The 23,572-nt window shown below is 71.5% G+C and carries 19 protein-coding genes and 1 tRNA gene; 6 read left to right on the forward strand and 14 right to left on the reverse strand.

Features of this window, described 5'->3' with window-relative positions:
• Positions 1-45 precede the first annotated feature (45 nt).
• The 5 genes from Mterra_RS01500 to dnaK form a co-directional block, all read right to left on the reverse strand.
• Positions 46-1,017 carry an aldo/keto reductase gene (locus Mterra_RS01500; protein WP_119313547.1) on the reverse strand — a complete coding sequence of 324 codons (972 nt, stop codon included), beginning with the start codon at positions 1,015-1,017 and terminating at the stop codon, positions 46-48.
• A gap of 139 nt (positions 1,018-1,156) precedes the next feature.
• On the reverse strand, positions 1,157-1,399 hold the full coding sequence (locus Mterra_RS01505; protein WP_119313548.1) for a chaperone modulator CbpM: 243 nt from the start codon (positions 1,397-1,399) through the stop codon (positions 1,157-1,159).
• Between the two features lie 16 nt (positions 1,400-1,415).
• The gene (locus Mterra_RS01510; RefSeq protein ID WP_119313549.1) at positions 1,416-2,306 is read right to left on the reverse strand and encodes a DnaJ C-terminal domain-containing protein; all 891 of its coding nucleotides are present in this window, start codon (positions 2,304-2,306) and stop codon (positions 1,416-1,418) included.
• Between the two features lie 54 nt (positions 2,307-2,360).
• A complete protein-coding gene (locus Mterra_RS01515; RefSeq protein ID WP_119313550.1) occupies positions 2,361-2,927 on the reverse strand; it encodes a nucleotide exchange factor GrpE in 567 nt (188 codons plus the stop codon).
• A 68-nt stretch (positions 2,928-2,995) separates the two neighbouring features.
• Positions 2,996-4,870, reverse strand: a complete 1,875-nt coding sequence (gene dnaK, locus Mterra_RS01520; protein ID WP_119313551.1) for a molecular chaperone DnaK — start codon at positions 4,868-4,870, stop codon at positions 2,996-2,998.
• Between the two features lie 433 nt (positions 4,871-5,303).
• Between dnaK and ftsH the strand changes: the two genes are divergently transcribed.
• Entirely contained in the window at positions 5,304-7,184 is a 1,881-nt protein-coding gene (gene ftsH / locus Mterra_RS01525; protein ID WP_119313552.1) for an ATP-dependent zinc metalloprotease FtsH, read from the forward strand.
• Between the two features lie 234 nt (positions 7,185-7,418).
• Here ftsH and Mterra_RS01530 read toward each other — a convergent pair whose 3' ends face one another.
• Genes Mterra_RS01530 through Mterra_RS01550 form a run of 5 tightly spaced genes read right to left on the reverse strand, consistent with a single transcriptional unit; the run spans position 7,419 to position 14,746 of the window.
• Positions 7,419-9,107: an FAD-dependent oxidoreductase gene (locus tag Mterra_RS01530; RefSeq protein ID WP_119313553.1), complete on the reverse strand. Its 1,689-nt coding sequence runs from the start codon at positions 9,105-9,107 to the stop codon at positions 7,419-7,421.
• Between the two features lie 56 nt (positions 9,108-9,163).
• Positions 9,164-9,421: a hypothetical protein gene (locus tag Mterra_RS01535; RefSeq protein WP_119313554.1), complete on the reverse strand. Its 258-nt coding sequence runs from the start codon at positions 9,419-9,421 to the stop codon at positions 9,164-9,166.
• Entirely contained in the window at positions 9,405-10,826 is a 1,422-nt protein-coding gene (locus Mterra_RS01540) for a sensor histidine kinase (protein WP_119313555.1), read from the reverse strand. Before Mterra_RS01540 ends, Mterra_RS01535 begins: the two co-directional genes overlap by 17 nt.
• Before the next feature lie 6 nt (positions 10,827-10,832).
• On the reverse strand, positions 10,833-14,165 hold the full coding sequence (locus Mterra_RS01545) for a response regulator (RefSeq protein ID WP_119313556.1): 3,333 nt from the start codon (positions 14,163-14,165) through the stop codon (positions 10,833-10,835).
• 2 nt (positions 14,166-14,167) lie between these two features.
• Positions 14,168-14,746, reverse strand: coding sequence for a carboxymuconolactone decarboxylase family protein (locus Mterra_RS01550; RefSeq protein WP_147372495.1), 579 nt, complete (start codon positions 14,744-14,746; stop codon positions 14,168-14,170).
• A gap of 168 nt (positions 14,747-14,914) precedes the next feature.
• Here Mterra_RS01550 and dps point away from each other — a divergent pair, with 168 nt between their 5' ends.
• The 3 genes from dps to Mterra_RS01565 all read left to right on the forward strand — a co-directional run bounded on the left by dps (position 14,915) and on the right by Mterra_RS01565 (position 16,942).
• Positions 14,915-15,445 (forward strand): DNA starvation/stationary phase protection protein Dps, encoded by a 531-nt coding sequence (gene dps / locus Mterra_RS01555; RefSeq protein WP_119313572.1) that lies wholly within the window; start codon positions 14,915-14,917, stop codon positions 15,443-15,445.
• 72 nt (positions 15,446-15,517) lie between these two features.
• Positions 15,518-15,823: a hypothetical protein gene (locus Mterra_RS01560; RefSeq protein ID WP_119313558.1), complete on the forward strand. Its 306-nt coding sequence runs from the start codon at positions 15,518-15,520 to the stop codon at positions 15,821-15,823.
• A 72-nt stretch (positions 15,824-15,895) separates the two neighbouring features.
• On the forward strand, positions 15,896-16,942 hold the full coding sequence (locus Mterra_RS01565) for a GNAT family N-acetyltransferase (RefSeq protein ID WP_170159513.1): 1,047 nt from the start codon (positions 15,896-15,898) through the stop codon (positions 16,940-16,942).
• Positions 16,943-16,980: 38 nt separating this feature from the next.
• Here the strand turns inward: Mterra_RS01565 and Mterra_RS01570 are convergent, their stop codons facing one another.
• Both Mterra_RS01570 and Mterra_RS01575 read right to left on the reverse strand, forming a co-directional pair.
• Positions 16,981-17,712: a hypothetical protein gene (locus Mterra_RS01570; RefSeq protein WP_147372496.1), complete on the reverse strand. Its 732-nt coding sequence runs from the start codon at positions 17,710-17,712 to the stop codon at positions 16,981-16,983.
• 118 nt (positions 17,713-17,830) lie between these two features.
• Positions 17,831-19,432: a DEAD/DEAH box helicase gene (locus Mterra_RS01575; RefSeq protein WP_119313561.1), complete on the reverse strand. Its 1,602-nt coding sequence runs from the start codon at positions 19,430-19,432 to the stop codon at positions 17,831-17,833.
• A 303-nt stretch (positions 19,433-19,735) separates the two neighbouring features.
• Between Mterra_RS01575 and Mterra_RS01580 the strand changes: the two genes are divergently transcribed.
• Positions 19,736-19,812, forward strand: a tRNA-Pro gene (locus Mterra_RS01580).
• A 68-nt stretch (positions 19,813-19,880) separates the two neighbouring features.
• On the opposite strand, the gene Mterra_RS01585 is transcribed toward Mterra_RS01580, so the two are convergent.
• Entirely contained in the window at positions 19,881-20,258 is a 378-nt protein-coding gene (locus tag Mterra_RS01585; protein WP_119313562.1) for a response regulator transcription factor, read from the reverse strand.
• Between the two features lie 112 nt (positions 20,259-20,370).
• Entirely contained in the window at positions 20,371-22,086 is a 1,716-nt protein-coding gene (locus Mterra_RS01590; protein WP_119313563.1) for a sensor histidine kinase, read from the reverse strand.
• A gap of 194 nt (positions 22,087-22,280) precedes the next feature.
• Here Mterra_RS01590 and Mterra_RS01595 point away from each other — a divergent pair, with 194 nt between their 5' ends.
• Entirely contained in the window at positions 22,281-23,564 is a 1,284-nt protein-coding gene (locus Mterra_RS01595; RefSeq protein WP_119313564.1) for an ATP-dependent 6-phosphofructokinase, read from the forward strand.
• Positions 23,565-23,572 lie beyond the last annotated feature (8 nt).

Here is a 23,572-nt window from a genome sequence, read left to right on the forward strand (position 1 = left end):
CGCACAACGCACGACCCGCGTCTCGCATCCCGCTATCCCCCACCGTCAATCCGACCAATGCGCCGGCCTCCGCACCCAGCGGTGCTCGCGCAGGCGGGCCATGAGGTCTTCAGGCAGGGGCTCGAGCCCGCTCACGGCGGCGTTGGCCTCCACGTGGCGCACGCGGCGCATGCCGGGGATCACGGTGGAGACGTCGGGGTTTTGCAGGATGAAGCGCAGGGCCAGCTCGGGGAGGGTCATGCCCTCGGGGAGGTCGGCCTTCAGGCGCTCGACGCGCTCTAAGGTGGGGACGAGGTTCTCCTTGCTGAAGTAGCGGTTGCGCCAGTCGCCCTCGGGGAAGGTGGTTTCGGGGGTGAGGGTGCCGGTGAGGGAGCCCTCGTCGAAGGGCACGCGGGCGATGACGGCGACGCCGAGCTCGCGGCAGCGCGGGAAGAGCTCGTCCTCGGGGTTCTGGTCGAAGAGGTTGTAGATGACCTGCACCGCGTCGATGAAGCCGGTCTCGAGCGCCAGCAGGGCGTTCTCGGGCTCCCAGCGGTTGATGCTGATGCCCCAGGCCTTCACCAAGCCCTCCTCCTTGAGCTTCTCCACCTCCCGCTGCCAGCGCGCGTCGCGGGCCCAGTTGTCGTGCCAGACGTGGAACTGCATGAGGTCGAGGGAGGGCAGGCCCAGGTTTTGCAGGCTCCACTCGGTGTAGCGGCGGATGTGGTCGGGGGGGTAGGTCTCTTCCAGGGGGTACTCGGCGCGGGCGGGCCACTTGAAGTTCTTGGCGGGGATCTTGCTGGCGGTCCAGAGCTTCCGGCCGGGGTTGGCCCGCACCAGCTCGCCCAGCATCCGCTCGCTCCTGCCGTCGCCGTAGGCCCAGGCGGTGTCGAAGAAGTTGATGCCCAAGTCCACGGCGCGCTGCAGCGCCTGGCGCACCTCCGCCTCGTCCGAGCCGGTCCAGCCCGCCAAGCCCCACATGCCGTAGCCGATCTCCGAGACCGGCCAGCCCAGTCGTCCAAAGGTCCGGTGGCGCATGGGACCATTGTGGCACGGGCTCGAGGGCTTCGGGCGGGGGTCGCCGATAGCCGGTAGCCGCGCCGGGCCGTGGGCGCTCCGGAGCACTACCGCGCGAAGGCCGCTCCGGCCCTGGAGCCCGCCGCCCGGCGATGGCCCCTCACCGGCCCACGCGCTCGAGCACCTCCACCACCAGCGCCGCCCCGACCAAGTTCACGCCCAGGTCGCGGCGGATGCGCTCGGCCCGGCGCAGGCGCAGGAGGTCGTGGGGCCGGAAGTACCAGTGCCCGCCCGCCTCCGTCGGCTCCACGAAGCCGATCTCCACGTACGCGCGCACCGCTGCCGGGGAGAGCCCTTCGCCGGCGATGGCCTCGAGGCTGTACAGCTCGCTGCGCACCAGCATCTCCCCCTCCTCGCGTCTAGTGCTTGGCCTTGAGCAGCTCGGCCAACTGCTGGTAAAGCTTCTCCTCCTCGGGGGTGGGGTGGGCGGGGAGCACCACCCGGATCTCGGCGTACTGGTCGCCGCGGCTGCCGTCGCGGCGCGGCCAGCCCTTGCCCTTGAGCCGCAGCTTGCGGCCGTTCTGGCTGTGCTTGGGGACGTGGAGGTCCACGGGGCCGTCGAGGGTAGCCACCCGCACGTTGCCGCCCACCACCGCGACGGGCGCGGGAACCTCGGCCACCGCGTAGACGTCGTCGCCCTCGAGCCGCATGGCGGGGCTGGGCTGGACGCGCACGGTGAGGTAGAGGTCGCCGCCCGAGCGGCCCTTGCCCGCCAGCCGGATCTTCTGGCCCTCGCGCACGCCGGGCGGGATGCGCACGCTCAGGCGCTCGTTGTTGACCGAGATCAGCTTCTCGCCGCCGCGGTAGGCCTCCTCCAGGCTCAGGGCGAGCTCGGCCTCGAGGTCGCGCCGCTCGCCTACGCGCACCCGGCCCCCGGTCCGGCCCCCGCCGAAGAACTCCTCGAAGCCCCCGAAGCCGCCCGAGCCGCGCCCGGCGAGGTTGCCGAAGAGCTGCTGGAAGAAGTCGGAGAAGTCGCCCGCGTTGCCGCCGAAGCCGCCCTGTCCCGGCGGGGGCCCTTGCCAGCGGGCCTGGCCGGGGTCGGAGCCGTAACGGTCGTAGAACTGGCGCTTCTCGGGGTCGGAGAGCACCGTGTAGGCCTCGTTGATCTCCTTGAAGCGTTCCTCGGCCCCGGGGTCCTTGTTGACGTCGGGGTGGTACTTGCGCGCCATCTTCTTGAACGCCTTCTTGATCTCGTCTTCCGAGGCGTTCTTGGAGACACCGAGGATGGCGTAGTAATCCTTGTAGGCCATACGAACGTCCAGGGTCGGGGGTCCGGGTCTGGGGGCTAGGGCCGGAAGCCAGGGCTAGTTGCTCTCGGGGTCCGGCGGGCTCCCGGGCTCATCCCCCTTGCCCACGACCACCCGCGCCTCGCGCACCAGCGCGGGGCCGTAGCGGTAGCCTTCCTGGTAGACGTGCAGGACCTTGTCCTTCTCGCCCTCGAGCATCCCGATGGCCTCGTGGTAGCGCGGGTCGAAGTCGGCGCCCACGCCGGGCACCGGCTCGACCCCCAGGCCCGACAGCGCCCGCTTGAAGTTCTCCAGCACGGCCTTGACGCCGGGGATCAGGTCCTCGGGCTTGGCCTGGGCGAAGCCCAGGGCGCGCTCGAGGTCGTCGGCGACGGGGAGCAGCGCCCGCAGCACCCTCAGCTCCCCGCCCCTGCGGGCGTCCTCGAGGTCGGCGGCGGTGCGCTTGCGGAAGTTGTCGAAGTCGGCGTACAGCCGCACGTACTTGTCCTTGGCGGCGCGCAGCTCGGCCTGCAGCACGTCGAGCTCGGCCCGCAGCCGCTCGACCTCGGGGATGTCGGGCTGGGCCTCCTGGGCGGGGGCTTCCGCCGCGGCCTCGACGGGTTGGGTGTTTTTGGTCTCTTCCATACCTTCCTCGCGCGTGGCCGAAAGCCGATAGCCTCGGGAATAGGCTATCAGCTATCGGCGGTCGGTGGTTAGTCGGCGGGCTTGTAGTCGGCGTCGATCACGTCGTCGGGCTTGTTGGCCGGGCCGCCCTGGCCGCCGGCGGTCGCGCCGGCCGTGGAGCCCTGCTCGTAGGCCTGCAGGGCGTTGGCGAGCTCTTGCAGCGCGGAGGAGAGCTCGGCGTCGGGGGCGTCGCGCTCGACGAGCTCCTTGGCCTTGGTCACGGCGGCCTCGAGGCGGCTCTTGGCCTCGGGGGTGCTCTCCTTCTCGCCCATCAGCCGCTCGGCCTGGATGCGCGCGGTGTCGAGCTGGTTCTTGATCTCGGCGTGCTCCTTGCGCTTGCGGTCGGCCTCGGCGTTGGCCTCGGCCTCCTTGACCATGCGCTCGATCTCGGCCTCGGAGAGGGTGGTGGTGTTCTGGATGGTGATGCTGGCTTCCTTGCCCGTGGACTTCTCGCGGGCGGTGGCGTGCAGGATGCCGTTGGCGTCGATGTCGAAGGTGACCTCGATCTGGGGCATGCCGGCCATCATGGGCGGGATGCCCTCGAGGCGGAACTTGCCCAGGCTCTTGTTGTCGGCGGCCATGGGGCGCTCGCCCTGGAGGATGTGGATCTCCACGGCCGGCTGGTTATGCTCGGCGGTGGTGAAGATCTCGCTCTTGCGGGTGGGCACGGTGGTGTTGCGCGGGATGAGCACGGTGGCCACGCCGCCCTTGGTCTCCACCGCCAGCGACAGCGGGGTCACGTCGAGCAGCACCACGTCCTCGACCTGCCCGGTGAGCACGCCCGCCTGCACCGCCGCGCCCAGGGCCACCACCTCGTCGGGGTTGACCGAGCGGTTGGGCTCCTTGCCCAGCATCTCCTTGACGATCTGGGCCACCGCCGGCACGCGGGTCGAGCCGCCCACGAGCAGCACCTCGTCGATCTGGCTGGGCGAGAGCCCGGCGTCCTTGAGGGCCTGCTCCACCGGCTGGCGCACCCGCTTGAGCAGGTGGGCGATGAGCTCCTCGAACTTGGCGCGGGTGAGCTTCTTCTCGAGGTGGATGGGGGTCTTGGTGACGGGGTCGAGGCCGATGAAGGGCAGGCTGATGGTGGTCTCGGGGGTGCCCGAGAGCTCGATCTTGGCCTTCTCGGCGGCCTCGATCAGGCGCTGCAGGGCCTGGCGGTCGCCGCGCAGGTCCACCCCGCCCGACTCCTTCTTGAACTCCTCGACCAGCCAGCTCACGATGGCCTGGTCGAAGTCGGAGCCGCCTAGGTGGGTGTCGCCGGCGGTGGCCTTGACCTCGAAGACGCCCTCGCCGATCTCGAGGATCGTCACGTCGAAGGTGCCCCCGCCGAGGTCGAAGACCAGCACGGTCTCGTTGCCCTTCTTGTCCAGGCCGTAGGCCAGCGCGGCGGCGGTGGGCTCGTTGATGATGCGCAGCACCTCGAGGCCCGCGATCTTGCCGGCGTTGGCGGTGGCCTCGCGCTGGGCGTTGTTGAAGTAGGCGGGCACGGTGATGACCGCCTTGGTCACGCGCTCGCCCAGCTTCTTGGAGGCGTCGTCCACGAGCTTGCGCAGGATCATGGCGCTGACCTCTTCGGGGGTGTAGAGCTTGCCCCCGATGTCCACGCGCACGCCGCCGTCGGGGCCCTGCTGCACCTTGTAGGGCACGCGCTTGGCCTCCTCGGTCACCTCGTCCCAGCGCCGCCCGATGAAGCGCTTGATCTCGAAGACGGTGCCCTCGGGGTTGAGCGCGGCCTGGCGGCGGGCCATCTGGCCCACCAGCGTCTCGCTGCCCTTGAACGCCACCACGCTGGGGGTGGTGCGGTTGCCTTCGGTGTTCTCCAGGACCACGGGCTTGTCGCCCTCCATGATGGCGATCACGCTGTTGGTGGTCCCCAGGTCGATTCCCACTGCTTTAGCCATTGCCGTCACCTCTTCAGTTCGCGTCTGGGGCACGCACGCCCCGCCTCTGCGTCGCTATCCTCAACCCACTAGCTGTGGAGCAACTGAGGCTAGCTCACTAGCCTTAAGACTAGCTTTACGAGGTGCTAATGTCAATAGACTTGAGCGTGGTTATATCAAGGTTGGTCGCTCGAGCGGGCGGGCACGGGTTTTGGTCCGTCGCCGGGTTGAAGCCCCTACCGGCGCGCTCCCCCGCGATTCTCAGAAATTCAGCGCCGGGAATTGCCGCTTCCACGACGCAAAAGCTGGGCCTAAGGTGGCCTTAAGCCAGCCGGCGCAGCATGGGTTGCATGAAAGGCAGCTCAACGTTCCAGAGGGCGTTTTGCGTGTGTTTGGCTACCTTTGTCCCCCCCGCGCGATGTACCCTATAAACACTTAGGAGAGAGGATCCTACATGAACCGACTGCCCTTCAACCTTTGGTTCGTGCTCATCGCAGCCATTTTGATTGCTTGGGCATTCAGCTTGACCGGCAACCAAACCCCGCAGGGCCAGATCGGTTACGGAGCCTTCCTGGACGCCGTTCAGAACGACCGTGTCAAGGAGATCGTGGTGCAGAGCGGGGGCACCCGCATCAGCGGCAAGTACACCGACGACGAGAAGTTCATCACCAGCTCGAGCGCCCCCGTCACCAACGCCGACCTCGAGAAGTGGCGCGCCCAGGGCATCGCCGTGGACGTGGCCCCGCCCCCCAGGGAGAACCCCTTCCTGGGCTTTTTGCTGCCCATCCTGCTGGTGGGCCTGGCCTTCGCGGCCATCTACTACTTCTCGCGCAACCGCGGCCCCTCCGGCGACAACGCCTTCAGCTTCACCAAAAGCCGCGCCAAGGTGCTCACCGAGGCCCCCAAGACCACCTTCCGCGACGTGGCGGGCTGCGACGAGGCCAAGGAGGAGCTGAAGGAGATCGTGGAGTTCCTCAAGAACCCCGGCCGCTTCCACGAGATGGGCGCGCGCATCCCCAAGGGCGTGCTGCTGGTGGGGCCGCCCGGCTCGGGCAAGACCCACATCGCCCGCGCGGTGGCGGGTGAGGCCAAGGTACCCTTCATCACCGCCTCCGGCTCCGACTTCGTGGAGATGTTCGTGGGCGTGGGCGCCGCCCGCGTGCGCGACCTCTTCGAGACCGCCAAGCGCCACGCGCCGTGCATCATCTTCATCGACGAGATCGACGCCGTCGGCCGCAAGCGCGGCGGCGGCGTGGGCGGGGGCAACGACGAGCGCGAGCAGACGCTCAACCAGCTCCTCGTCGAGCTCGACGGCTTCGAGAAGGACTCCTCCATCATCATCATGGCCGCGACCAACCGCCCCGACGTGCTCGACCCCGCGCTGCTGCGCCCGGGCCGCTTCGACCGCCAGGTAGCCATCGACGCCCCCGACGTGCGGGGCCGTGAGCAGATCCTGCGCATCCACGCCAAGGGCAAGCCCATGGCCGAGGACGTGGACCTGGCCCTGCTGGCCCGCCGCACGCCCGGCTTTGTGGGGGCCGACCTCGAGAACCTCCTCAACGAGGCCGCGCTGCTCGCCGCGCGCGAGGGCCGCAAGAAGATCACCATGAAAGACCTCGAGGAGGCCGCCGACCGCGTGGTGATGGGCCCGGCCAAGAAGAGCATGGTGCTCACCCAGCGCGACCGCGAGATCACCGCCTACCACGAGGCCGGGCACGCCCTGGCGATGTACTACCTCGAGCACGCCGACCCGCCCCACAAGGTCACCATCGTCCCGCGCGGGCGGGCGCTGGGCTTCGCCATGCCCCGCCGCGAGGACATCCTGCACTGGAGCAAGAAGCGCCTCACCGACCAGATCGCCGTGGCCCTGGGCGGCCGCGCCGCCGAGGAGCTGGTCTTCGAGGACGTGACCACCGGCGCCGAGAACGACTTCCGCCAGGCCACCGACTTGGCCCGCCGCATGATCACCGAGTGGGGCATGCACAAGGACTTCGGCCCCGTGGCCTACCAGGTGCGCGAGGACACCTACCTGGGCGGCTACGACGTGCGCCAGTACTCCGAGGAGACCGCCCGCCGCATCGACGAGGCGGTGAAGGGGCTGCTCGAGGAGCAGCACGAGAAGGTGATCGAGCTCCTGCGCGAGCGCCGGGAGGTGCTCGAGCGCGTGACCAAGGCCCTCCTCGACTACGAGACCCTCAACGCCGAGCAGTTCGAGCGCGTGGTCCAGGGCCTGCCCCTCGAGGAGCCCACCCCCAACGAGCCGCCCAAGGACCAGGAGGAAAAGGACACCCCGCGCATCGTGCCGAAGATCAAGCCGAACCTGGGCGGGGCGTGATGGGTGGGACGCTGAACGCCGATAGCCGATAGCCAAGCGCCGGACGCGGGTTGTACACCCTGCGTCCGGCGTCGTACGTCCTGCGTCGTACGTCGTACGCAAGACGCAAGACGCCTGGTTCCCCCCTTAGCAAGGGGGGTTTAGGGGGGATAAACCTTCCCCGCGCGCGGGGAGGGTTGGGGAGGGGCCCACCACGAGGCACGAGCTGACGGCTGAGGGCTGACCGCTTCCCCCTCACACCGTCTTGAGGTACTGGTGCACCAGGCCCACGGTCACCCCGCCCTCGCCCACGGCGGAGGCCACGCGGCGGACGGCGCCCTGGCGCACGTCGCCGGCGGCGAAGATGCCGGGGACGCTGGTCTCGAGCAGGAAGGGGTCGCGCTTGAGGGTCCAGCCCCTAGGGCGCCGGCCCTCGCGCAGCAGTTCGGGGCCGGTGAGGACGAAGCCGGCGGCGTTGAGCTCGACCAGGCCGGCGAGCATGCGGGTGTGGGGGAGTGCGCCGATGAACAAGAACAGGGCGGCCGCGGGCAGCGTCTGGCTTGACCCGCCGTCGAGCTCGCGCACCACGACGGCCTCGAGGTGCTCCTCCCCCTCGACCCCGGCGACGACGGCGCGGGTGCACACCTCGATGTTGGGCTGGGCGCGGATCTGGTCCACGAGGTACTGCGACATGCCGCGCTCCAGCGCCTCGGCCCGCACCAGCATCGTCACCCTGCGGGCGTAGCCGGCGAGGAAGATCGCCCCCTGGCCGGCCGAGTTGGCCCCGCCGACGACGAAGACCTCCCGGTCCCGGTAGAGCGCCGCCTCGGTCACGGCGGCCCCGTAGTAGACCCCGGCCCCGGTCAGGCGCTCGACCCCGGGGGCCTCCAGGCGCTGGGCGGTGGCCCCGGTGGCGATGAGCACGGCGCGGCAGCTCAGCTCGCCGCCGTCGTCGAGCTCGAGGAAGCGGTAGGAGCCCTCCGCCCGCACCCGCCCGACCTCGCGGGGGGTGAGGATCTCGGTGCCGAAGCGCCGGGCCTGGGCCTCGGCCCGGCGGGCGAGCTCGACCCCGGAGAGGCCCTTGGGGAAGCCCAGGTAGTTCTCGATGCGGCTGCTGGTGCCGGCCTGCCCGCCCAGGGCCTCCTTTTCCACGACCAGCGTGCGCAGGCCCTCCGAGGAGGCGTAGACCGCCGCCCCCAGCCCGGCCGGCCCGCCCCCCACGATGACGAGGTCGTAGAAGGGCTGGCTGGCCTGGGTCTGCATGCCGATCTTCTCGGCCAGCGCGCGCGGGGCGGGGGCCTCGAGGCTGCTGCCGTCGGGGAACCAGACCACCGGCAGCCGCGGGCTGGGCCCGCCCAGCGTGGAGAGCAGCCGCAGGGCCTCGGGGTCGTGCTCGAGGTCGAGCCAGCGGTAGGGGACGCGGTTGCGGGCCAGGAAGTCGCGCACCTGGTGGCTCGACGCCGACCACAGCGTGCCCACCACCCGGATCCCCTCGTAGGGGGGCGGGACGCTCTGGGCCCACTCCTCGAGCAGGTCGTCGAGGACCGGGTAGAGGTGCTGCTCGGGCGGGTCCCAGGGCTTCATGAGGTAGTAGTCCAGGCCGATGCGGTTGATGCTGGTGATGGCGGCCTCGGTGTCGGCGTAGGCGGTGAGCAGCACCTTGCGGGCGTCGGGGTAGAGCCCCATGGCCTGGGCCAAGAACTCCGTCCCCGTCATCCGCGGCATGCGCTGGTCGGCCAGCAGCAGCGCCACCGGGACGCCGCGCTGCTTGAGCCGCCGCAGGGCCTCGAGGGCCTCCGCGCCGCCCCCGGCCCCCATCACCCGGTACTCGCGGTAGCGGCGCCGCAGGTCCCGCTCGACCGCGCCCAGCACGGCGGGCTCGTCGTCAATAGCCAGGACGACCGGCTTGGCCGGCCGCTTGTGGCTCAGGGGTTCTTCAACCATGCCCGGACTCCTTTACCCGGCGCCGGTAGCCGTATCCGGCCCGCGCCCGCAGAGGTCTATTCCCTCCCGTACTCCTCGGAAAAGCGCCGCGCGTACTGCGCGGGCCAGCCGGGGCCCTGCACCTCCCGGCCCATCCTCGCCAGCCACTCGGCCAGCTCCTCCCGGCCCAGCGGCCGGCGCGCGTAGGCCTGCAGCCGGGGGTGGAGGTACTCGGCGTACCACCGCGGCCACTGCGGGTCGTCGCCGCCGGCGTGCGCGAAGGCCCGGTGGTGGGCCTCGCCCGCCTCGCGGAACAGCTCATCCAGCGGCTTCATCCATGCCCCTCTCCAGGCGCAGCGGCAGGCGCACGCGGAAGGTGGTGCGGCCGGGCCGGGACTCCACCGTGATGCTCCCCTTGTGCCGCTGGGTGACGATGCCGTGGCTGATGCTCAGCCCCAGGCCGGTCCCCTCGCCGGGGGCCTTGGTGGTGAAGAAGGGGTCGAAGATCCTGGGCCGGATCTCGGGGGGGATGCCGGGGCCGGTGTCGGTGACCTCCACCACCACCGCGTCGCCGTCGCGGCGGGTGGCGAGGGTGAGCTCGCCCTGGCCCCGCATGGCCTGGACGGCGTTGTCGATGAGGTTGGTCCAGAGCTGGTTGAGCTCGCCGCCGTAGCCCTCGATGGCGGGCAGGTCGGGGGCGTAGTCGCGGCGCACGGTGACGCCGTGCTTCAGCCGCGCGCGCAGCATGACCAGGGTGTTCTCCAACCCCTCGTGGACATCGACGTTCTGCACCGGGGCCTGGTCCATGTAGGTGTAGGCCTTCAGCGCGCGCACGATGGCGTGGACGCGCCGGGCCCCCTCGCCGATCTCCTCGAGCACGCTGAAGACGGTGAAGCCGCTGCTGAGCCAGGCCAGCAGGGCCGGAACATGCCCGGGGAAGCGCTCGGCCAGCCCCGCCAGCGCGTCCGGGCCGTAGCCCATCGAGACCAGCACCGGGGCCGCCTCCCAGGCCTGCTCGAGGCCCGCGTCCTCCAGCCAGCGCTCGAGCTCGGCCTCGAGGTCGCCGCGGCGCAGGGGGTCGAGCGCGCCCACCCGCTCGCGGCAGGCCTCCTGCTCGGCCGCCAGGCGCCGCAGGGTCTCGACCTGTTCGGGGCCGAGCGGGGCGGCGCAGAGCTTTAAGTAGGCGGCCAGGTGCTCTCGCAGGGCCCGCTCGAGCTGCTCGGCCCCGCGCTGCGCGGCGGCGACCGGGTTGCCCAGCTCGTGGGCGATGCCCGCGGAGAGCTTGCCCAGCGTCGCCAGCTTCTCGCTCTGGCGCAGCATCAGCTCCTGCTGCAAGTAGGCCTGCTCGAGGTCGCGCAGCTTCTTGCGGCGCAGCGAGGCCTCCAGGCGCGCCCGCAGGAAGACGGCGTTGAAGGGCTTGGGGAGGTAGTCCTCGGCCCCCATCTCGATGCAGCGCACCGCGCTGTCCACCTCGTCGAGCGCGGTGATGACGATCACCGGGACGTGCCGCAGCGCGGGGTCGTCCTTCATCCGCGCCAGCACCGCGTAGCCGTCCATCTCGGGCATCAGGATGTCGAGCAGCACCGCGTCGAAGGGCTCCTGGCCCAGCCGCTCGAGCGCCTGGCGGCCGTCCTCGGCCAGGGCCACGGCGTGCCCCTGCTGCTCGAGGGTGCGGGCCAGGGTCAGGCGGTTGACCCGGTTGTCGTCAACCACCAGGATGCGCCCGCGCTCGCCTTCCACCGGGGCTCAGCCTCCCCCGCGCAGGGCCTCGAGGACGGGCCGCACCCGCTCGAGCTCGGCGCGCACCCGCTCGAGCAGGGCCTCGGCCCCCTCCAGCACCCCCGCCTTGCCCCGCCCCTCGAGCTCCTTGCAGAGCTCGGCCAGGTCGTGGGCGCCGAACTGGGCGCCGTTGGACTTGAGGGTGTGGGCCGCCATCCGCACCCCGGCGGCGTCGCCGGCCCGCAGGGCCTGCTCGAGGCCCTGGATGAGCGCCGGGGCGTCGTGCAGGAAGGTCTCGGCCAGCTCGGCCAGGAAGGCCCCGTCCCCGCCCGCCAGGGCGCGCAGCTCCTCGAGGGCCGCCGGGTCCAGCCGGCCCCCGCCGCCGGGGGCCGCAGAACCCCCGGGCCGAAGGCGGGCCGCCGCCTTCTCCAGCACGCCCACGAGGGCCTCCGGCCGGATCGGCTTGCTCAGGTAGTCGTCCATCCCCGCCGCCAGGCACATCTCCCGGTCGCCCTCCATGGCGTTGGCGGTCATGGCGACGATGAACAGGGGGGCGGCGGGCCAGCGACGCCGGGCCAGCCGGGTGGCCTCGAGGCCGTCCATCTCCGGCATCTGCACGTCCATGAGCACCAGGTCGTAGGGCTGCCGCTCCAGCGCCCGCAGCGCCTCGAGGCCGTTGCCCGCCACGTCGGCGCGGTAGCCCATGCGCTCCAGCAGCCGCAGGGCCAGCTTCTGGTTGGTGGCGTTGTCCTCGACGAGCAGGACGCGCAGGGGCAGCCTCCGGCCCATCTGTGGGTCGAAGCTCGAGGGCCCCCGCCCGGCCTCGGGCAGCGGCCGCGGCCGCTCGGCGAACACGCCCACCAGCGCGTCGAAGAGCTGTGAGGGCCGGATCGGCTTGGTCAGGAAGACCCGGAACAACCCCTCCCCCTCCCCCATCTCCCGCCGGCCCAGCGAGGTCAGCATCACCAGGGGCAGCGCGTCGGCGTCGCGCAGCTCGCGGATCTTTTGGGCCAGGGCCAGGCCGTCCATCTCCGGCATCTGCATGTCCAGCACGGCGACGTCGAAGGGCTCGCCCTGCGCCACCCAGGCCAGGGCCTCCAGCGGCCGCGCGGTCGCCCGGTGGCGCATCCCCCAGGACTCGGCCTGCTGCTCGAGGATGCGCCGGTTGGTGGCGTTGTCGTCAACGATCAGCACCCGCCGGCCCCGCAGCTCAGGGGGCCCCCCCTGCAGGAAGGCCCGCGCGGCCGGGGGGGCGGCCTCGGCCCGCACGGTGAAGTGGAAGGTGGAGCCCTCGCCGGGCACCCCCGCGCTCTCCACCCACATGCGCCCCCCCATCATCTCGCTCAGGCGCTTGCTGATGGCCAGCCCCAGCCCGGTGCCCCCGTAGCGCCGGGTGGTCGAGGCGTCGAGCTGGCTGAAGGAGCGGAACAGCCGGTCCATGCGGCCCGGGGGGATGCCCACCCCGGTGTCGCGCACCGCGAAGTGCAGCTCGTGGCCGCCGTCCAGCGGGGTGCTCTCCAGGCTCAGCACCACCTCCCCCTGCTCGGTGAACTTTACCGCGTTGCTCAGCAGGTTGACCAGGATCTGGCGCAGCCGGGTCACGTCGCCCACGATGGCCTCCGGGGTGCCCGGGGCGACGAGGTAGGCGAGCTCGAGGCCCTTCTCGGCGGCCTTGGCCGACAGCAGCTCGAGCGCCCCCTCCACGCACTCGCGCAGGTCGAAGGGCTGGTGCTCGAGCTCCAGCCGGTCGGCCTCGATCTTGGAGAAGTCGAGGATGTCGTTGATGATCGTCAGCAGCGACTCGCTGGAGTTGCGCACGGTCTCGGCGTACTCGCGCTGCTCGGGGGTGAGCGCGGTGTCGAGCAGCAGGCCGGTCATGCCGATGATGGCGTTCATGGGGGTGCGGATCTCGTGGCTCATGGTCGCCAGGAAGGCGCTCTTGGCCTCGTTGGCGGCCAGGGCGGCGTTCTTGGCCTGCTGTACCTCGGCGAAGAGGCGGGCGTTGTCCAGCGCCAGCGAGGCCAGCGCGGCGAAGCGGGTGAGGAGCTCGACGTCCTCCCCCGCGATCTCGCGCTCGGTGTCGCTGCCGTAGGCGATGCCCAGCGTGCCCACCACCTGCTCGCCCGAGTGCAGCGGCACCACCGCCGCCGAGCGGATGCGGCTGTAGTCGAAGCTGGGGTTGCGGTGGTCCCAGGCGCCGAAGTCGCGCACCACCAGGGGCTGCCCCTGCACCAGCACCTGCCCCGACACCCCCTCCCCCGGGGCGAAGCGCAGGCCGATGGTTCCGGCAAAGACGCCGGTGCCCACCTTCTGCTCGAGGCCGCCGCCGGGCTCGAGCAGCGTCACGAAGCCGTGGGGCGTCCACAGCAGCTCGCTGGCCCGCGAGACGACGTCCTGCAGCAGCTCGCCGAGGTCGAGCCGCCGGATCAGGCCCAAGGCGGTGCGCTGCAGGGCCGCCAGCAGCTCGTTCTGCCGCTGCAGGCGCTCCTGGTCGCGGCGGCGCTCGGTGATATCGACGACGTAGAAGCGCAGGCGCTCGTGCCCCGGCACGCGGCGGAACATCTGGTGGTACCAGCGCTCGCCCACCGCCACCTCGCGCACCGCCGAGGTCTGGCCGCTCTCCCCCAGCGCCGCGTCCACGGCGGGCAGGTCGGCGAGGAAGGGGTGCCGGCCGCGCTCGAGGGGCGAGTCGGGGAAGATGCGCTCGGCGGCGGGGTTGAGGTAGAGGATGTCGCCGGAGAGGTCAACCTCGAACACCGGCCCGGGGTTGAGCCTGGGGAAGGAGGCCAGCCAGGCGAGCTCCTCGTTGGCCTTCTTCAGCCGCTCGGTCTGCTGGAGGTGGTCGATAGCCAGGGCCAGGTGGGTGGCGACGGTGTGGGCGACCTTGCGGTCCTCTTCGCCGTAGGCCTCCGGCCTGGCGGTGGCGAAGGTGAGCGCGCCCAGCACCTTGCCGTAGGCCTCCAGCGGCAGCGAGAGCGCGCTGGCGAGCGAGCCGTCCCACAAGGCGGCGTCGGCCCAGGGGGCGTAGCGCTCCCGCTCGGCGCGCAAGTCCGGCAGGACGCGCAGTTGGCGGCTGTGCATGACCGCGCCGGGCAGGTCCTGGCCCCACGGCACGCGCTCGAGCTCGAGCGGGGCGACCGCGCGGCGGGCCTCGAGCACCGTCTGCAGGCGGTAGCTCTGGCCGTCGGGGTCGGCCAGCGCCAGGGTGCAGCGCTCGAAGTCGAGCACCCACTTGACCTGGCGGACCACCCGCTCGAGCAGCCCCGGCAGGTCGGTGGTCTGGGCGATGGCCAGCACCACCTCCGAGAGCATGGCGTAGCGGGCCGACTGCAGGTGACGGGCGTCGCGGGGGTCGGCCATGGCTACCTGCTATGCGCCAGCATCCGGGTGACCTGGGGGTCCACGTCGATCTTGAGGGCGTCGGCCAGGGTGTCGTTCATGGCCGCGACCGCCGCCATGAAGACGATCTCCACGATCTCCTCGTCGCTCAGGCCCTCCTCGCGCAGGCGCTGGTAGTCCTCCGCCGAGAGCTCCTTGGGGTACAAGGAGGCCTTGATGGCGAACTGCAAGATGGCCTGCAGCCGCTCGGGCGAGACGTTGCCCAAATCCTCCACCACCCCCGCCAGCGTCTGCTCGTCGATCCCCAGGGTGCGGCAGGAGAGCTCGTTCCAGGAGCTGCAGTACTCGCAGTCGCGCCGCTCGGCGATGGCGTAGAGGATGATGGACTGCAGCGACTGCGGCAGGCTGGAGTGCTCGAGGCTCGCGCGCAAGAAGGCCCAGTAGATCTTGAACGCGGCGGGCGAATTCGCCAGCGTCCGCATCGAATTGGGCACGAAGGGGATCTGCAGCGCCCGCTTGATCTCGGCGAACGCCTCCGCCATCTCCCCCGTGGCCTCGCCCTCCCCGACCAACGCCAGCCCGCTCTTGAGAATATGGACCATGATCGCAATCCCCCAGCCTGCCGGTCCCCGCCCGCGGTGAATTGTGTTAACCCCACCATTATAGGGCCTCATCGCCGCCGGCGGCCCCCGGCCGGGCCACGATTGGGCCGAGGGTTACACGCGGGTTTCACCCTCGTGCCCTACCGTAAGGTCAGCAAGGAGGCAGCCATGGCGATCAAGCGAGCGAAGGGCAACACCGGCAAGAGCAGCGCGGCAAAAGCCCGGCTCAACCCCACCCACAACGACCTCCCCACCGACGTGCGCCACGCGGTGGTCAACCTGCTCGCGCCCTACCTGGCGAGCGCCGTCGATCTGCACTGGCAGGCCAAGCAGGCCCACTGGAACGTCAAGGGCCCCAACTTCATCGGCCTGCACGAGCTCTTCGACCGGGTGGCCGAGGCGGTGGACGGCTGGGCCGACCTGCTGGCCGAGCGCGTCGTGCAGCTCGGGGGCGTCGCCGAGGGCACGGTGCAGGTCGCCGCCGGCCGCTCCGCGCTGCCGGCCTACCCGCTCGACATCCTGCGCTGGAGCGACCACGTCGAAGCGCTCTCGAGCTCCCTCGCCGCCTTCGGCAGGCTGGTGCGCGAGGGCATCGACCAGGCGGGCGAGCTCGGCGACCAGGACACCGCCGACCTGTGCACCGAGATCTCGCGCGAGGTCGATAAGTTCGTGTGGTTCGTCGAGGCCCACAACCCGTAGGCCCCGGCGATCCGCCCGCTTAAACGTGAGCCTCCTCACCAGCCTCCCCTGCCCAGCCGCTACCGTGAGGGCATGAACGCACTCGGGTGGGTCCTGCTGGTTCTGGGGGTGCTGCTGGCTACCGGGCTGCTGGGGCCGGTGATCGGGCTGGCGCTGGCTTTGCTGGCCTTGCCGGTCGCCCTGGTCGCGGGGGTCGCCGTCCTGCCGGTCGTGCTGGTGCTGGCGGTGCTGGGTCTGGCGTTCGGCATCCTGGGCTCGCTGATCGGCGGGCTGTTCGCGCTGGTGGGCCTCCTGGTCAAGTTCTTGCTGCCCCTGCTGCTGGTGGCCCTGGGGCTGTGGCTGATCCTCAACCGGCGCCGCCCGGCGCGGATCCCGTAAATATAAAAAAGGTCTTGACAAAATGTAAATTTGGGGTTTACAATTTTACCCAAACTGCCCGGGAGGTGGGACGTGCTCATCCAGGCCGAGATCCGAAGCATTGACCTGCGCAACGCCAGCGAGGCCGAGTACGCCGCGCTGTCCGACTTCGCCAACACGCTGCGCGCGGAGATCCTCCCCGACGACCCGCCCGTCCCCCTCGAGGAGCGCCGCCGGAGCTGGCAGAGCATCCCCCCTGTCGTGGAGGTGCCCACCTGGGCGCTGTGGGAAGGGGGGCGCGTCGTCGCCACCGCCAGCGCGGAGGTGCTCAAGCTCGAGGAGAACAAGCACGCCATGAGCTTCGACGTGCGCGTGCTGCCGGAGTTCCGCCGCCGGGGGATCGCCCGGCGGCTGCTGGCACAGGTGCTCGAAACCGCCCGCCGGCACCAGCGCCGCCTGCTGATCGCCAACACCAGCGGCCGCATCCCCGCGGGGGAGGCCTTCATGGAGCGGCTGGGGGCCGAGCGGGGGCTCGAGACCCACACCAACCAGCTCGAGCTCGCCCACCTCGACCGCGAGCTCGTCCGGCGCTGGCAGGAGGAGGCCCGGGCGCGCGCCCTGGGCTACCGCCTGGAGCTCGTCGAGGGCCCCTACCCCGAGGCCGACTACCCCGCCATCGCCGACCTCGTCAACGTCATGAACACCGCCCCGCGCGACAGGCTCGAGGTCGAGGACTTCACCATGACCCCCGAGCTGCTGCGCCACCAGGAGCGCTCGGCCTTCGCCTCGGGCGGCTGGCGCTGGAGCTACTTCGCCCGCGACCCCGGGGGCCGGCTGGCCGGCTACACCGAGGTCTACGGCCACCCCAACCGGCCGCAGGTCATCCACCAGGGGGCCACCGGCGTCCGGCCCGAGCACCGGGGCGCGGGGCTGGGGCGCTGGCTCAAGGCGGCCATGCTGGAGCGCATCCTGCAGCGCCAGCCCCACGCCCGCTTCGTGCGCACCGGCAACGCCGACTCCAACGGCCCCATGCTCAAGATCAACTACGAGCTGGGCTTCAAGCCCTACATCTCCAGCGTGGTCTGGCAGGTGCCGGCCGACAAGGTGGCGGGCTACCTCGGCGAGGCCGCGCCGGGGTAGCAGCCTGGGGCAGCCCGTGAATTTCGCGAGCGGCCGGTTCAGAACCGCACCCGCAGGCGCACGAAGGCGTACCAGGCCCCGTCGCCGCCGGCCTCGCCCTGGAGGCTGAGGCCCTCGAGCACCGGGTAGAACGCCCCCAGGTAGGGCCCGTGCCCCAGGTAGGAGCCGCCCGCGAGCACGGCGCCGAGGTAGAGGCTGTAGCCGGCGTAGAGGGTGAGCGGGTCCAGGCCGTAGAAGTCGGCCTCGAGGTAGCTCGAGAGGTAGGCCTCCGCCGGCAGCAGGTACAGCCGCGCCTCCAGGCCGGCGAGGAGCTCCCAGCCGTCGGCGAGCGCGTAGCCTAAGTCCAGCCCGGCGTAAGGGGCCAGGTTGAAGCCGAGGGCGTAGCCGGGGGGGGAAAGGCTCAGGTCGGCCCGGGCCCCCGCGTAGCCCTCCAGGTTCAGGGCGGGCCCGTCGAGCAGGGGGGCGGCGTACTCGAGGTAGGGGCTCAGGCCGAAGCCGGGCAGGCTCGAGCCGTCCTCGGGCTTGCCCCGGCCTTTCCCCTTCCCCCTCCCGCCCCCGCCGGGGGCCGCCGTGAGGCCCAGGCCGGCGTGGGCCCGCAGCCCGGCCTCCAGCCCCGGGAGCAGCTCGAGGTAGTAGCTGCCCTGCAGGGTCAGCTCCCCCGCCTCCAGCAGCGGGCGGCTGTCGAGGCGCAGGGCCAGGGAGAAATTCTGGGCCGATCCCGGGTTCAGCACGATCCCGGCCACGGCGATCGCGGTCAGAAGCATCCTCATGGCTCGGTCTCCTGCCCCGGACCATAGCACGCGGGGGCAGGGGCGGGCAATCGGGCGCGCGGTACACGAAAGCCCGCACGCCTGTTCGGCGTGCGGGCCAGGGGTCAGGGCCGGCGAACTACCGCGCCACCGGGCGGCGGCGCTCGAAGGGCCGGCGCTCACGGCCTTCGGGGGAGCGCCCGCGCGAACGCTCCTCGCGCGCGCCCGCGCCGGCCTCGGCCGGGACCTCGTGGGCGCGGGAGAGGTGGAACTCGGTGAGCTGCGACTGCACGGCCTCGAGCTCGTTCCCCGGCAGGTCGAGGTAGGCGGCGCTGTCGGTGAGCAGGATGCGCCCGATGCGCCCGGCGCCCGCCTTCTTCAGCACCGCCACCACGCGGGGCACCGACAGGCGCGGGCCGGTGAGCTTGACCGTCACCAACCCCTCCTCGCCGGTGATCAGGCTCTTGGAGGCGGGGGCCCCGCCCAGCAGCAGCGCCAGCATCCCGGCCACCGCCTCGAGCTCGCCCTCCGCCACCAGGCGGGCGGCGTACTCGCGCCACAGGGCCCGGTCGGCGGCGGGCTGGCTGGTGAGGCGGTTGAGCAGGCCGCGCCACTTGGCCTCCATCACCTCCTCGGGGGTGGGGGGGTTGATGCGGCGGAACTTCCGGCTCACCTCGCGCTCGAGCTGCTCGAGGTCGCGGCGCTCGCGCGGCCCGTAGAGGATGATGACCCGGCCCGAGCGCCCCGCGCGGCCGGTGCGGCCGGAGCGGTGCTGGTAGGACTCGGCCTGCTCGGGGAGGCGGTAGTGCACCACCAGGTCCACCTCGGGGATGTCCAGGCCGCGCGCGGCCACGTCGGTGGCTACGAGCACGGTGTCCTGGCCGCTGCGGAAGCGGCCCATCACCAGCTCGCGCTCGCGCTGGCTCATGTCGCCGTGGATGGCGGCGGCGGGGAGGGCCCTGGCCTGCAGGCCCAGCGCCACCTCGTCGGCCTCGGCCTTGGTGCGGGTGAAGACGATGGAGCGCTCGGGGGAGTAGGCGTAGAGCAGGTCGGAGAGGGTGGCGAGGCGGGTCTGCAGGGGGGCTTGCAGCGCGAGCTCCTCGTAGCTCACCCGCTCGTCCTTGATCACGTTGACGTGGACGAAGTTCTTGAGGTAGCGGTCGGCCAGGCGCTTGGCCCAGGCGGGCACGGTGGCCGAGAACAGCAGGGTCTGGCGCTCGTCGGGGGTGTGCTGCAGCAGCTTCTCGACGTCCTCCTCGAAGCCCATGGAGAGCATCTCGTCGGCCTCGTCGAGCACGGCGATCTGGACCTTGGAGAGGTCGAGGATGCCCTGCTCGAGGTAGTCGATGGCCCGGCCCGGCGTAGCCACGACCACGTCGCAGCCGCGCTTGAGGGCCTCGGCCTGCTTGCCGTAGCCGGTGCCGCCGTAGACCGTCACGACCGCCAGGTCGCGGGCGATCCACTCCAGCTCCTTCGCCACCTGCAGCGCGAGCTCGCGGGTGGGGGCCAGCACGAAGGCCCGGGGGGCCCGGCCCCGCTCGCGGGCGGGCTCGAGGCGGTTGGCGATGGGCAGGGCGAAGGCCAGCGTCTTGCCGGTGCCGGTGCGGGCCTGGCCCAGGATGTCGCGCCCCTCCAGCGCCAGCGGCAGCGCGGCGGCCTGGATGGGGGTGGGGGTGGAAAAACCTTTGGCTTGCAGCGCGGCAAGCACCTCGGCCTTGAGGGGGAAAGCAGAAAACTCCATCGGTCTTTGATCCTTTCCGAGCTCGCTACCGCACACACCCGGAAAGTCAAAACAACCATCGAGGGGCAATGCAGCTAAACGAGCTTCTGGCTATACGGGGCGGGTGCCCTTCGCACCTCACTCCTCGGAGCCAACCTATGCAGTATGGCGGCAAAAGGCCAATAGGTCAAGGACCCACCTGCCAAAGGGCGGCCTCGAGCCCGCCCCCCACGCCTGCGACAGCCCGCAGGTTGACGACTCGGGGCCTTGTCGCTAAACTATGGAGCGCGCGGCAAGCGTAGGGCTGCCGCGTAAAGAGCAAAACGGGGTGTAGCGCAGCCTGGTAGCGCACACGCTTGGGGTGCGTGTGGTCGTGAGTTCAAATCTCGCCACCCCGACCAGAGCAGGACGGAGGCCCAAAGCCCCGTCCTGTTTTTTTCATCCCATGGGCAGCTCCTGAGCCCGGGCATCAGGGGTGGCCCTGCCCCACCCCGCTGAGCAGGCGCCGCACCCGGCTGACGATCTCGTGGAAGGAGGCGGGCTTGATGAGGTAGTCGCTGGCCCCGGCCTCCAGGCCCTCCTCGACGCTCTCCTCGGAGTCCTTGCCGCTGAAGAGCAACACGGCGCAGGCGGGGTCTTTCTGGCGGATGGCGCGCAGCACCTCGAGGCCGTCCATCTGCGGCATCATCACGTCGAGGATCACCAGCGCGGGCCGCAGCCTCTCGAACTCGCGCAGGCCCTCGGGGCCCGAGCCGGCCGTGGCGACCTCGAAGCCCTGGTAACCCAAGCCTCGCCTCAGGAATGAGCAGACGGCGGGGTCGTCGTCGATGACAAGGATTCTCTGCATGTACCCCCGAATTCGACCTGGCGAAACTACGCCCAAAGCCTAAACCAGGGCGCGGCGGCCGACTCGAGCCTGCCTCACAAAAGCCGGCCATCGGCCGCGTCGCCCGGCGGCCTCAGGCGACGGGCAGGTGCACCACCACCGTGGTGCCCCGGCCCAGCTCGCTCTCGACGGCGATGCTGCCGCCGTGCTGCTGGACGATCCAGCGGGCGATGGACAGGCCCAGCCCGGTGCCGTCGGCGTCGCGGCTGCGCGCGGGGTCGGCCCGCCAGAAGCGCTCGAAGACGTGGGGCAGGTCCTCCGGCGCGATGCCGATGCCCTCGTCGGTCAGCCGGAAGCGCACCTCCTGCCCCGCCTCCACCTCCAGCCGCACCCGCCCCGGCGGGGGGGTGTACTTGAGGGCGTTGTCCAGGAGGATGAGCAGGAGCTGCTCGAGGCGGTCGGGGTCGGCGTGGACCTCCAGCGGGGGGACGGGGGCGAGCTCGAGGCGGTGGCCCCTCGCCAGGCTGCGGGCCTTGGCCCACGCCGAGGCTACCACCTCCTCCAGCCGCACCCAGCGCTTGTGCACCGTGCGGCCCGCGTCGCCCCGCGCCAGGGCCAGCATGTCGTTGACCAGCCGCGACAGCCGCCGGGCCTCGCGGTGCGTCTCGCGCAGGGCCTCGGCCCGGTCCTGCTCGGGCATCTGCGGGAACTCCACCAGCAGGTCGAGGTTGCCCTGGATGGCGGTGAGGGGGGCGCGCAGCTCGTGGGCGGCGTCGTTGACGAAGCGCTTCTGGCTCTCCGAGAGCTCGCGGTAGCGCTCCTCGCTGATGCGCAGGGCCTCCTCCGCCTCCTTGCGGTCGTGGATGTCGTGGAAGTAGGCGGCCAGGCCCTGGGGGTCGGGGTAGGCCCGCACCTCGAACCAGCGGCGCAGCGGCATGTACAGCGCCTCGAAGGCCACGCTGCCGCCCGAGTCGCGGGCCCAGAGGAAGTTCTGGTAGATGGCGGTCTGCCGCAGGTGGGGGAACTCCTCCCACAGGTTCTTGCCGATGAGCTGGGGGCACTTGCGCCCCAGCAGGCGCTCGGCGGCGCGGTTGAGGTAGGTGAAGCGCCAGGCGGTGTCGAGCACGAAGAAAGCGTCGCCCACGCTGTCGAGAACCTGGATCACCTGGCGGCGGGTGCGCTCGAGGAACTGCTGGGCCTCCTTGGCGGCGCTGACGTCCAGGCAGTACCCCACCACCCGCAGCGCCTGCCCCTCCGCCCCCCGCTGCACCTCGCCGCGGTCGAGCAGCCAGCGGTAGCGGCCGTCCTTGTGCCGCAGGCGGTACTCCAGGGCGAAGGGCCCGCGCGCCTCGAGCCGCTCGCGCGCGGGCCCCAGGTCGTCGGGGTGGACCAGGGCGTACCAGCCCTCGGGGCCAGGCGGCAGCTCCTCGGGGTCGTAGCCGGTGACCTGCGGCAGGTTGGGGCTGTAGCGCAGGCGGCCCTCCGGCAGCTCCCAGGCGTAGGCGAAGGCCCCGGCGGCCCGCTCGGCGCGGGCGTAGCGCTCGCCGGGCCAGGACAGGGGCTGGGGCGCTTCCGCGAAGACCGCCACGGCCAAGCCGGGGGCCTCGAGGGGGGTGATCTGCACGCGGGGCTGTTCGAGCAGCACCGGCTCGCCCTGCTGCAGCGCCCGCCGCACGGCCGGCTCGAGCACCCCCGGTTCCGGGGGCTCGGCCTGCCCCCCCATCCGCTGCCACAGGCGGTTGGCCCCCAGCACCTCGCCCCGCTCGCCCAGCAGGAGGGCGGGGAGGGGCAGCGCCTTGAGGATGGCCTCCGCGACGGAGGGGATCGCCTGGTCTCGCCGTACGTCCATACCGCTCGAGCCCTCCCGCTCAGCCTCCAGTACAGCCGAGCCGGTTGTGGCTGGTCTGAGCGCGCCCTGAGGCTTTCGGGGGTGACGCAAGGCCGATGCGTCGAGGCGGGCAGAGCCCGTGCAGGGAGCGGGGGCCCGTCCGGCCCCTTTGTCCCTGCCGCCGCGCGGGGGCGTGGGTTAGAGTGCCCTTAGCTATGGACGAGAACACCCAGGTCCTCCGGCTGGGCGAGGCCACCCGCCCCAGCCCCCTGCTGGGCCGCCGGGACCACTTCGTCCCCGAGGGGGCGCGGGTGCTGCTGGGCTCGACCCTGCGGGAGGTCGAGCCCTACCTCCGGCAGGGCCAGCTCCCCCCGAGCTTCGAGCAGGCCGGGCCGCGCGAGCGCGTCTTCTTCGACCCCAAGGGCATCGCCTGCGGCGTCGTGACCTGCGGGGGGCTGTGCCCCGGGCTCAACGACGTGATCCGCGCGGTGGTGCTGACGCTGCACTACAGCTACGGCGTCGAGCGCATCTACGGCTTCCGCTACGGCTACGCCGGGCTGGCGGCGAGCCAGGGGATCGCGCCTTTGCTGCTCACCCCGGCGGTGGTGGAGCCCATCCACGAGCAGGGCGGCACCCTGCTGGGCTCCTCGCGCGGCCCGCAAGAGCTGGACGACATGCTCCAGACCCTGCTCGAGCTCAACGTGCGCGTCCTCTTCACCGTCGGGGGCGACGGCACCCTGCGGGGCGCGACGGCGCTGGCGAAGGAGATCCTGCGGCGCGGCCTGCCCATCAGCGTGGTGGGCATCCCCAAGACCATCGACAACGACCTGCACTGGGTCGAGCGCAGCTTCGGCTTCGCCACCGCGGTCGAGGAGGCCACGCGGGCGCTGGTGGCCGCCCACGTCGAGGCCAAGGGGGCCTTCAACGGCATCGGGCTGGTCAAGCTGATGGGCCGCCACAGCGGCTTCATCACCGCCCACGCCACCTTAGCCAACAGCGACGTGAACTTCTGCTTAGTGCCGGAGGTGCCGGTGAGCCTTCAGGGCTTCCTGGGGGCGCTCGAGGAGCGGCTGCGCCAGCGCCACCACGCGGTGATCGCCCTGGCCGAGGGCGCGGGCCAGGACTGGATAGACGGCGAGGTGGCCCGCGACGCCTCGGGCAACCTCAAGCTCAAGGACGTGGGGGCCTTCCTGCGCGGCACCGTCGAGCGCCACTTCGACGGCCTGGGCCTCGAGGCCACCGTCAAGTACATCGACCCCAGCTACACCATCCGCAGCCTGCCCGCCAACGCCCTCGACTCCGAGTACTGCCTGGCGCTGGGCCAGCACGCCGTGCACGCGGGGATGAGCGGGCGCACCAACGTGATGGTGGGCTACTGGAACCAGCACTTCACCCACGTCCCGCTCGAGCTCGTCACCGGCCAGCGCCGCCGGATGGACCCCTCGAGCGAGCTGTGGCAGCGGGTGCTGGCCTCGACCGGGCAGCCCTCGGCGATGTAGGCCCCAGC

Origin of the sequence: Calidithermus terrae, assembly GCF_003574345.1 — a bacterium.
Lineage (GTDB): Bacteria > Deinococcota > Deinococci > Deinococcales > Thermaceae > Calidithermus > Calidithermus chliarophilus.

What these genes read in the sequence shown, in the direction of transcription:
- dps (WP_119313572.1), top strand. Translation starts at nt 14,915, where the DNA reads ATGGCGATCAAGCGAGCGAAGGGCAACACCGGCAAGAGCAGCGCGGCA.
- Mterra_RS01515 (WP_119313550.1), bottom strand. Translation starts at nt 2,927, where the DNA reads ATGGAAGAGACCAAAAACACCCAACCCGTCGAGGCCGCGGCGGAAGCC.
- Mterra_RS01505 (WP_119313548.1), bottom strand. Translation starts at nt 1,399, where the DNA reads ATGCTGGTGCGCAGCGAGCTGTACAGCCTCGAGGCCATCGCCGGCGAA.
- Mterra_RS01585 (WP_119313562.1), bottom strand. Translation starts at nt 20,258, where the DNA reads ATGCAGAGAATCCTTGTCATCGACGACGACCCCGCCGTCTGCTCATTC.
- Mterra_RS01535 (WP_119313554.1), bottom strand. Translation starts at nt 9,421, where the DNA reads ATGAAGCCGCTGGATGAGCTGTTCCGCGAGGCGGGCGAGGCCCACCAC.
- Mterra_RS01500 (WP_119313547.1), bottom strand. Translation starts at nt 1,017, where the DNA reads ATGCGCCACCGGACCTTTGGACGACTGGGCTGGCCGGTCTCGGAGATC.
- Mterra_RS01590 (WP_119313563.1), bottom strand. Translation starts at nt 22,086, where the DNA reads ATGGACGTACGGCGAGACCAGGCGATCCCCTCCGTCGCGGAGGCCATC.
- dnaK (WP_119313551.1), bottom strand. Translation starts at nt 4,870, where the DNA reads ATGGCTAAAGCAGTGGGAATCGACCTGGGGACCACCAACAGCGTGATC.
- Mterra_RS01575 (WP_119313561.1), bottom strand. Translation starts at nt 19,432, where the DNA reads ATGGAGTTTTCTGCTTTCCCCCTCAAGGCCGAGGTGCTTGCCGCGCTG.
- Mterra_RS01530 (WP_119313553.1), bottom strand. Translation starts at nt 9,107, where the DNA reads ATGGTTGAAGAACCCCTGAGCCACAAGCGGCCGGCCAAGCCGGTCGTC.
- Mterra_RS01560 (WP_119313558.1), top strand. Translation starts at nt 15,518, where the DNA reads ATGAACGCACTCGGGTGGGTCCTGCTGGTTCTGGGGGTGCTGCTGGCT.
- Mterra_RS01545 (WP_119313556.1), bottom strand. Translation starts at nt 14,165, where the DNA reads ATGGCCGACCCCCGCGACGCCCGTCACCTGCAGTCGGCCCGCTACGCC.
- Mterra_RS01595 (WP_119313564.1), top strand. Translation starts at nt 22,281, where the DNA reads ATGGACGAGAACACCCAGGTCCTCCGGCTGGGCGAGGCCACCCGCCCC.
- ftsH (WP_119313552.1), top strand. Translation starts at nt 5,304, where the DNA reads ATGAACCGACTGCCCTTCAACCTTTGGTTCGTGCTCATCGCAGCCATT.
- Mterra_RS01570 (WP_147372496.1), bottom strand. Translation starts at nt 17,712, where the DNA reads ATGAGGATGCTTCTGACCGCGATCGCCGTGGCCGGGATCGTGCTGAAC.
- Mterra_RS01510 (WP_119313549.1), bottom strand. Translation starts at nt 2,306, where the DNA reads ATGGCCTACAAGGATTACTACGCCATCCTCGGTGTCTCCAAGAACGCC.
- Mterra_RS01550 (WP_147372495.1), bottom strand. Translation starts at nt 14,746, where the DNA reads ATGGTCCATATTCTCAAGAGCGGGCTGGCGTTGGTCGGGGAGGGCGAG.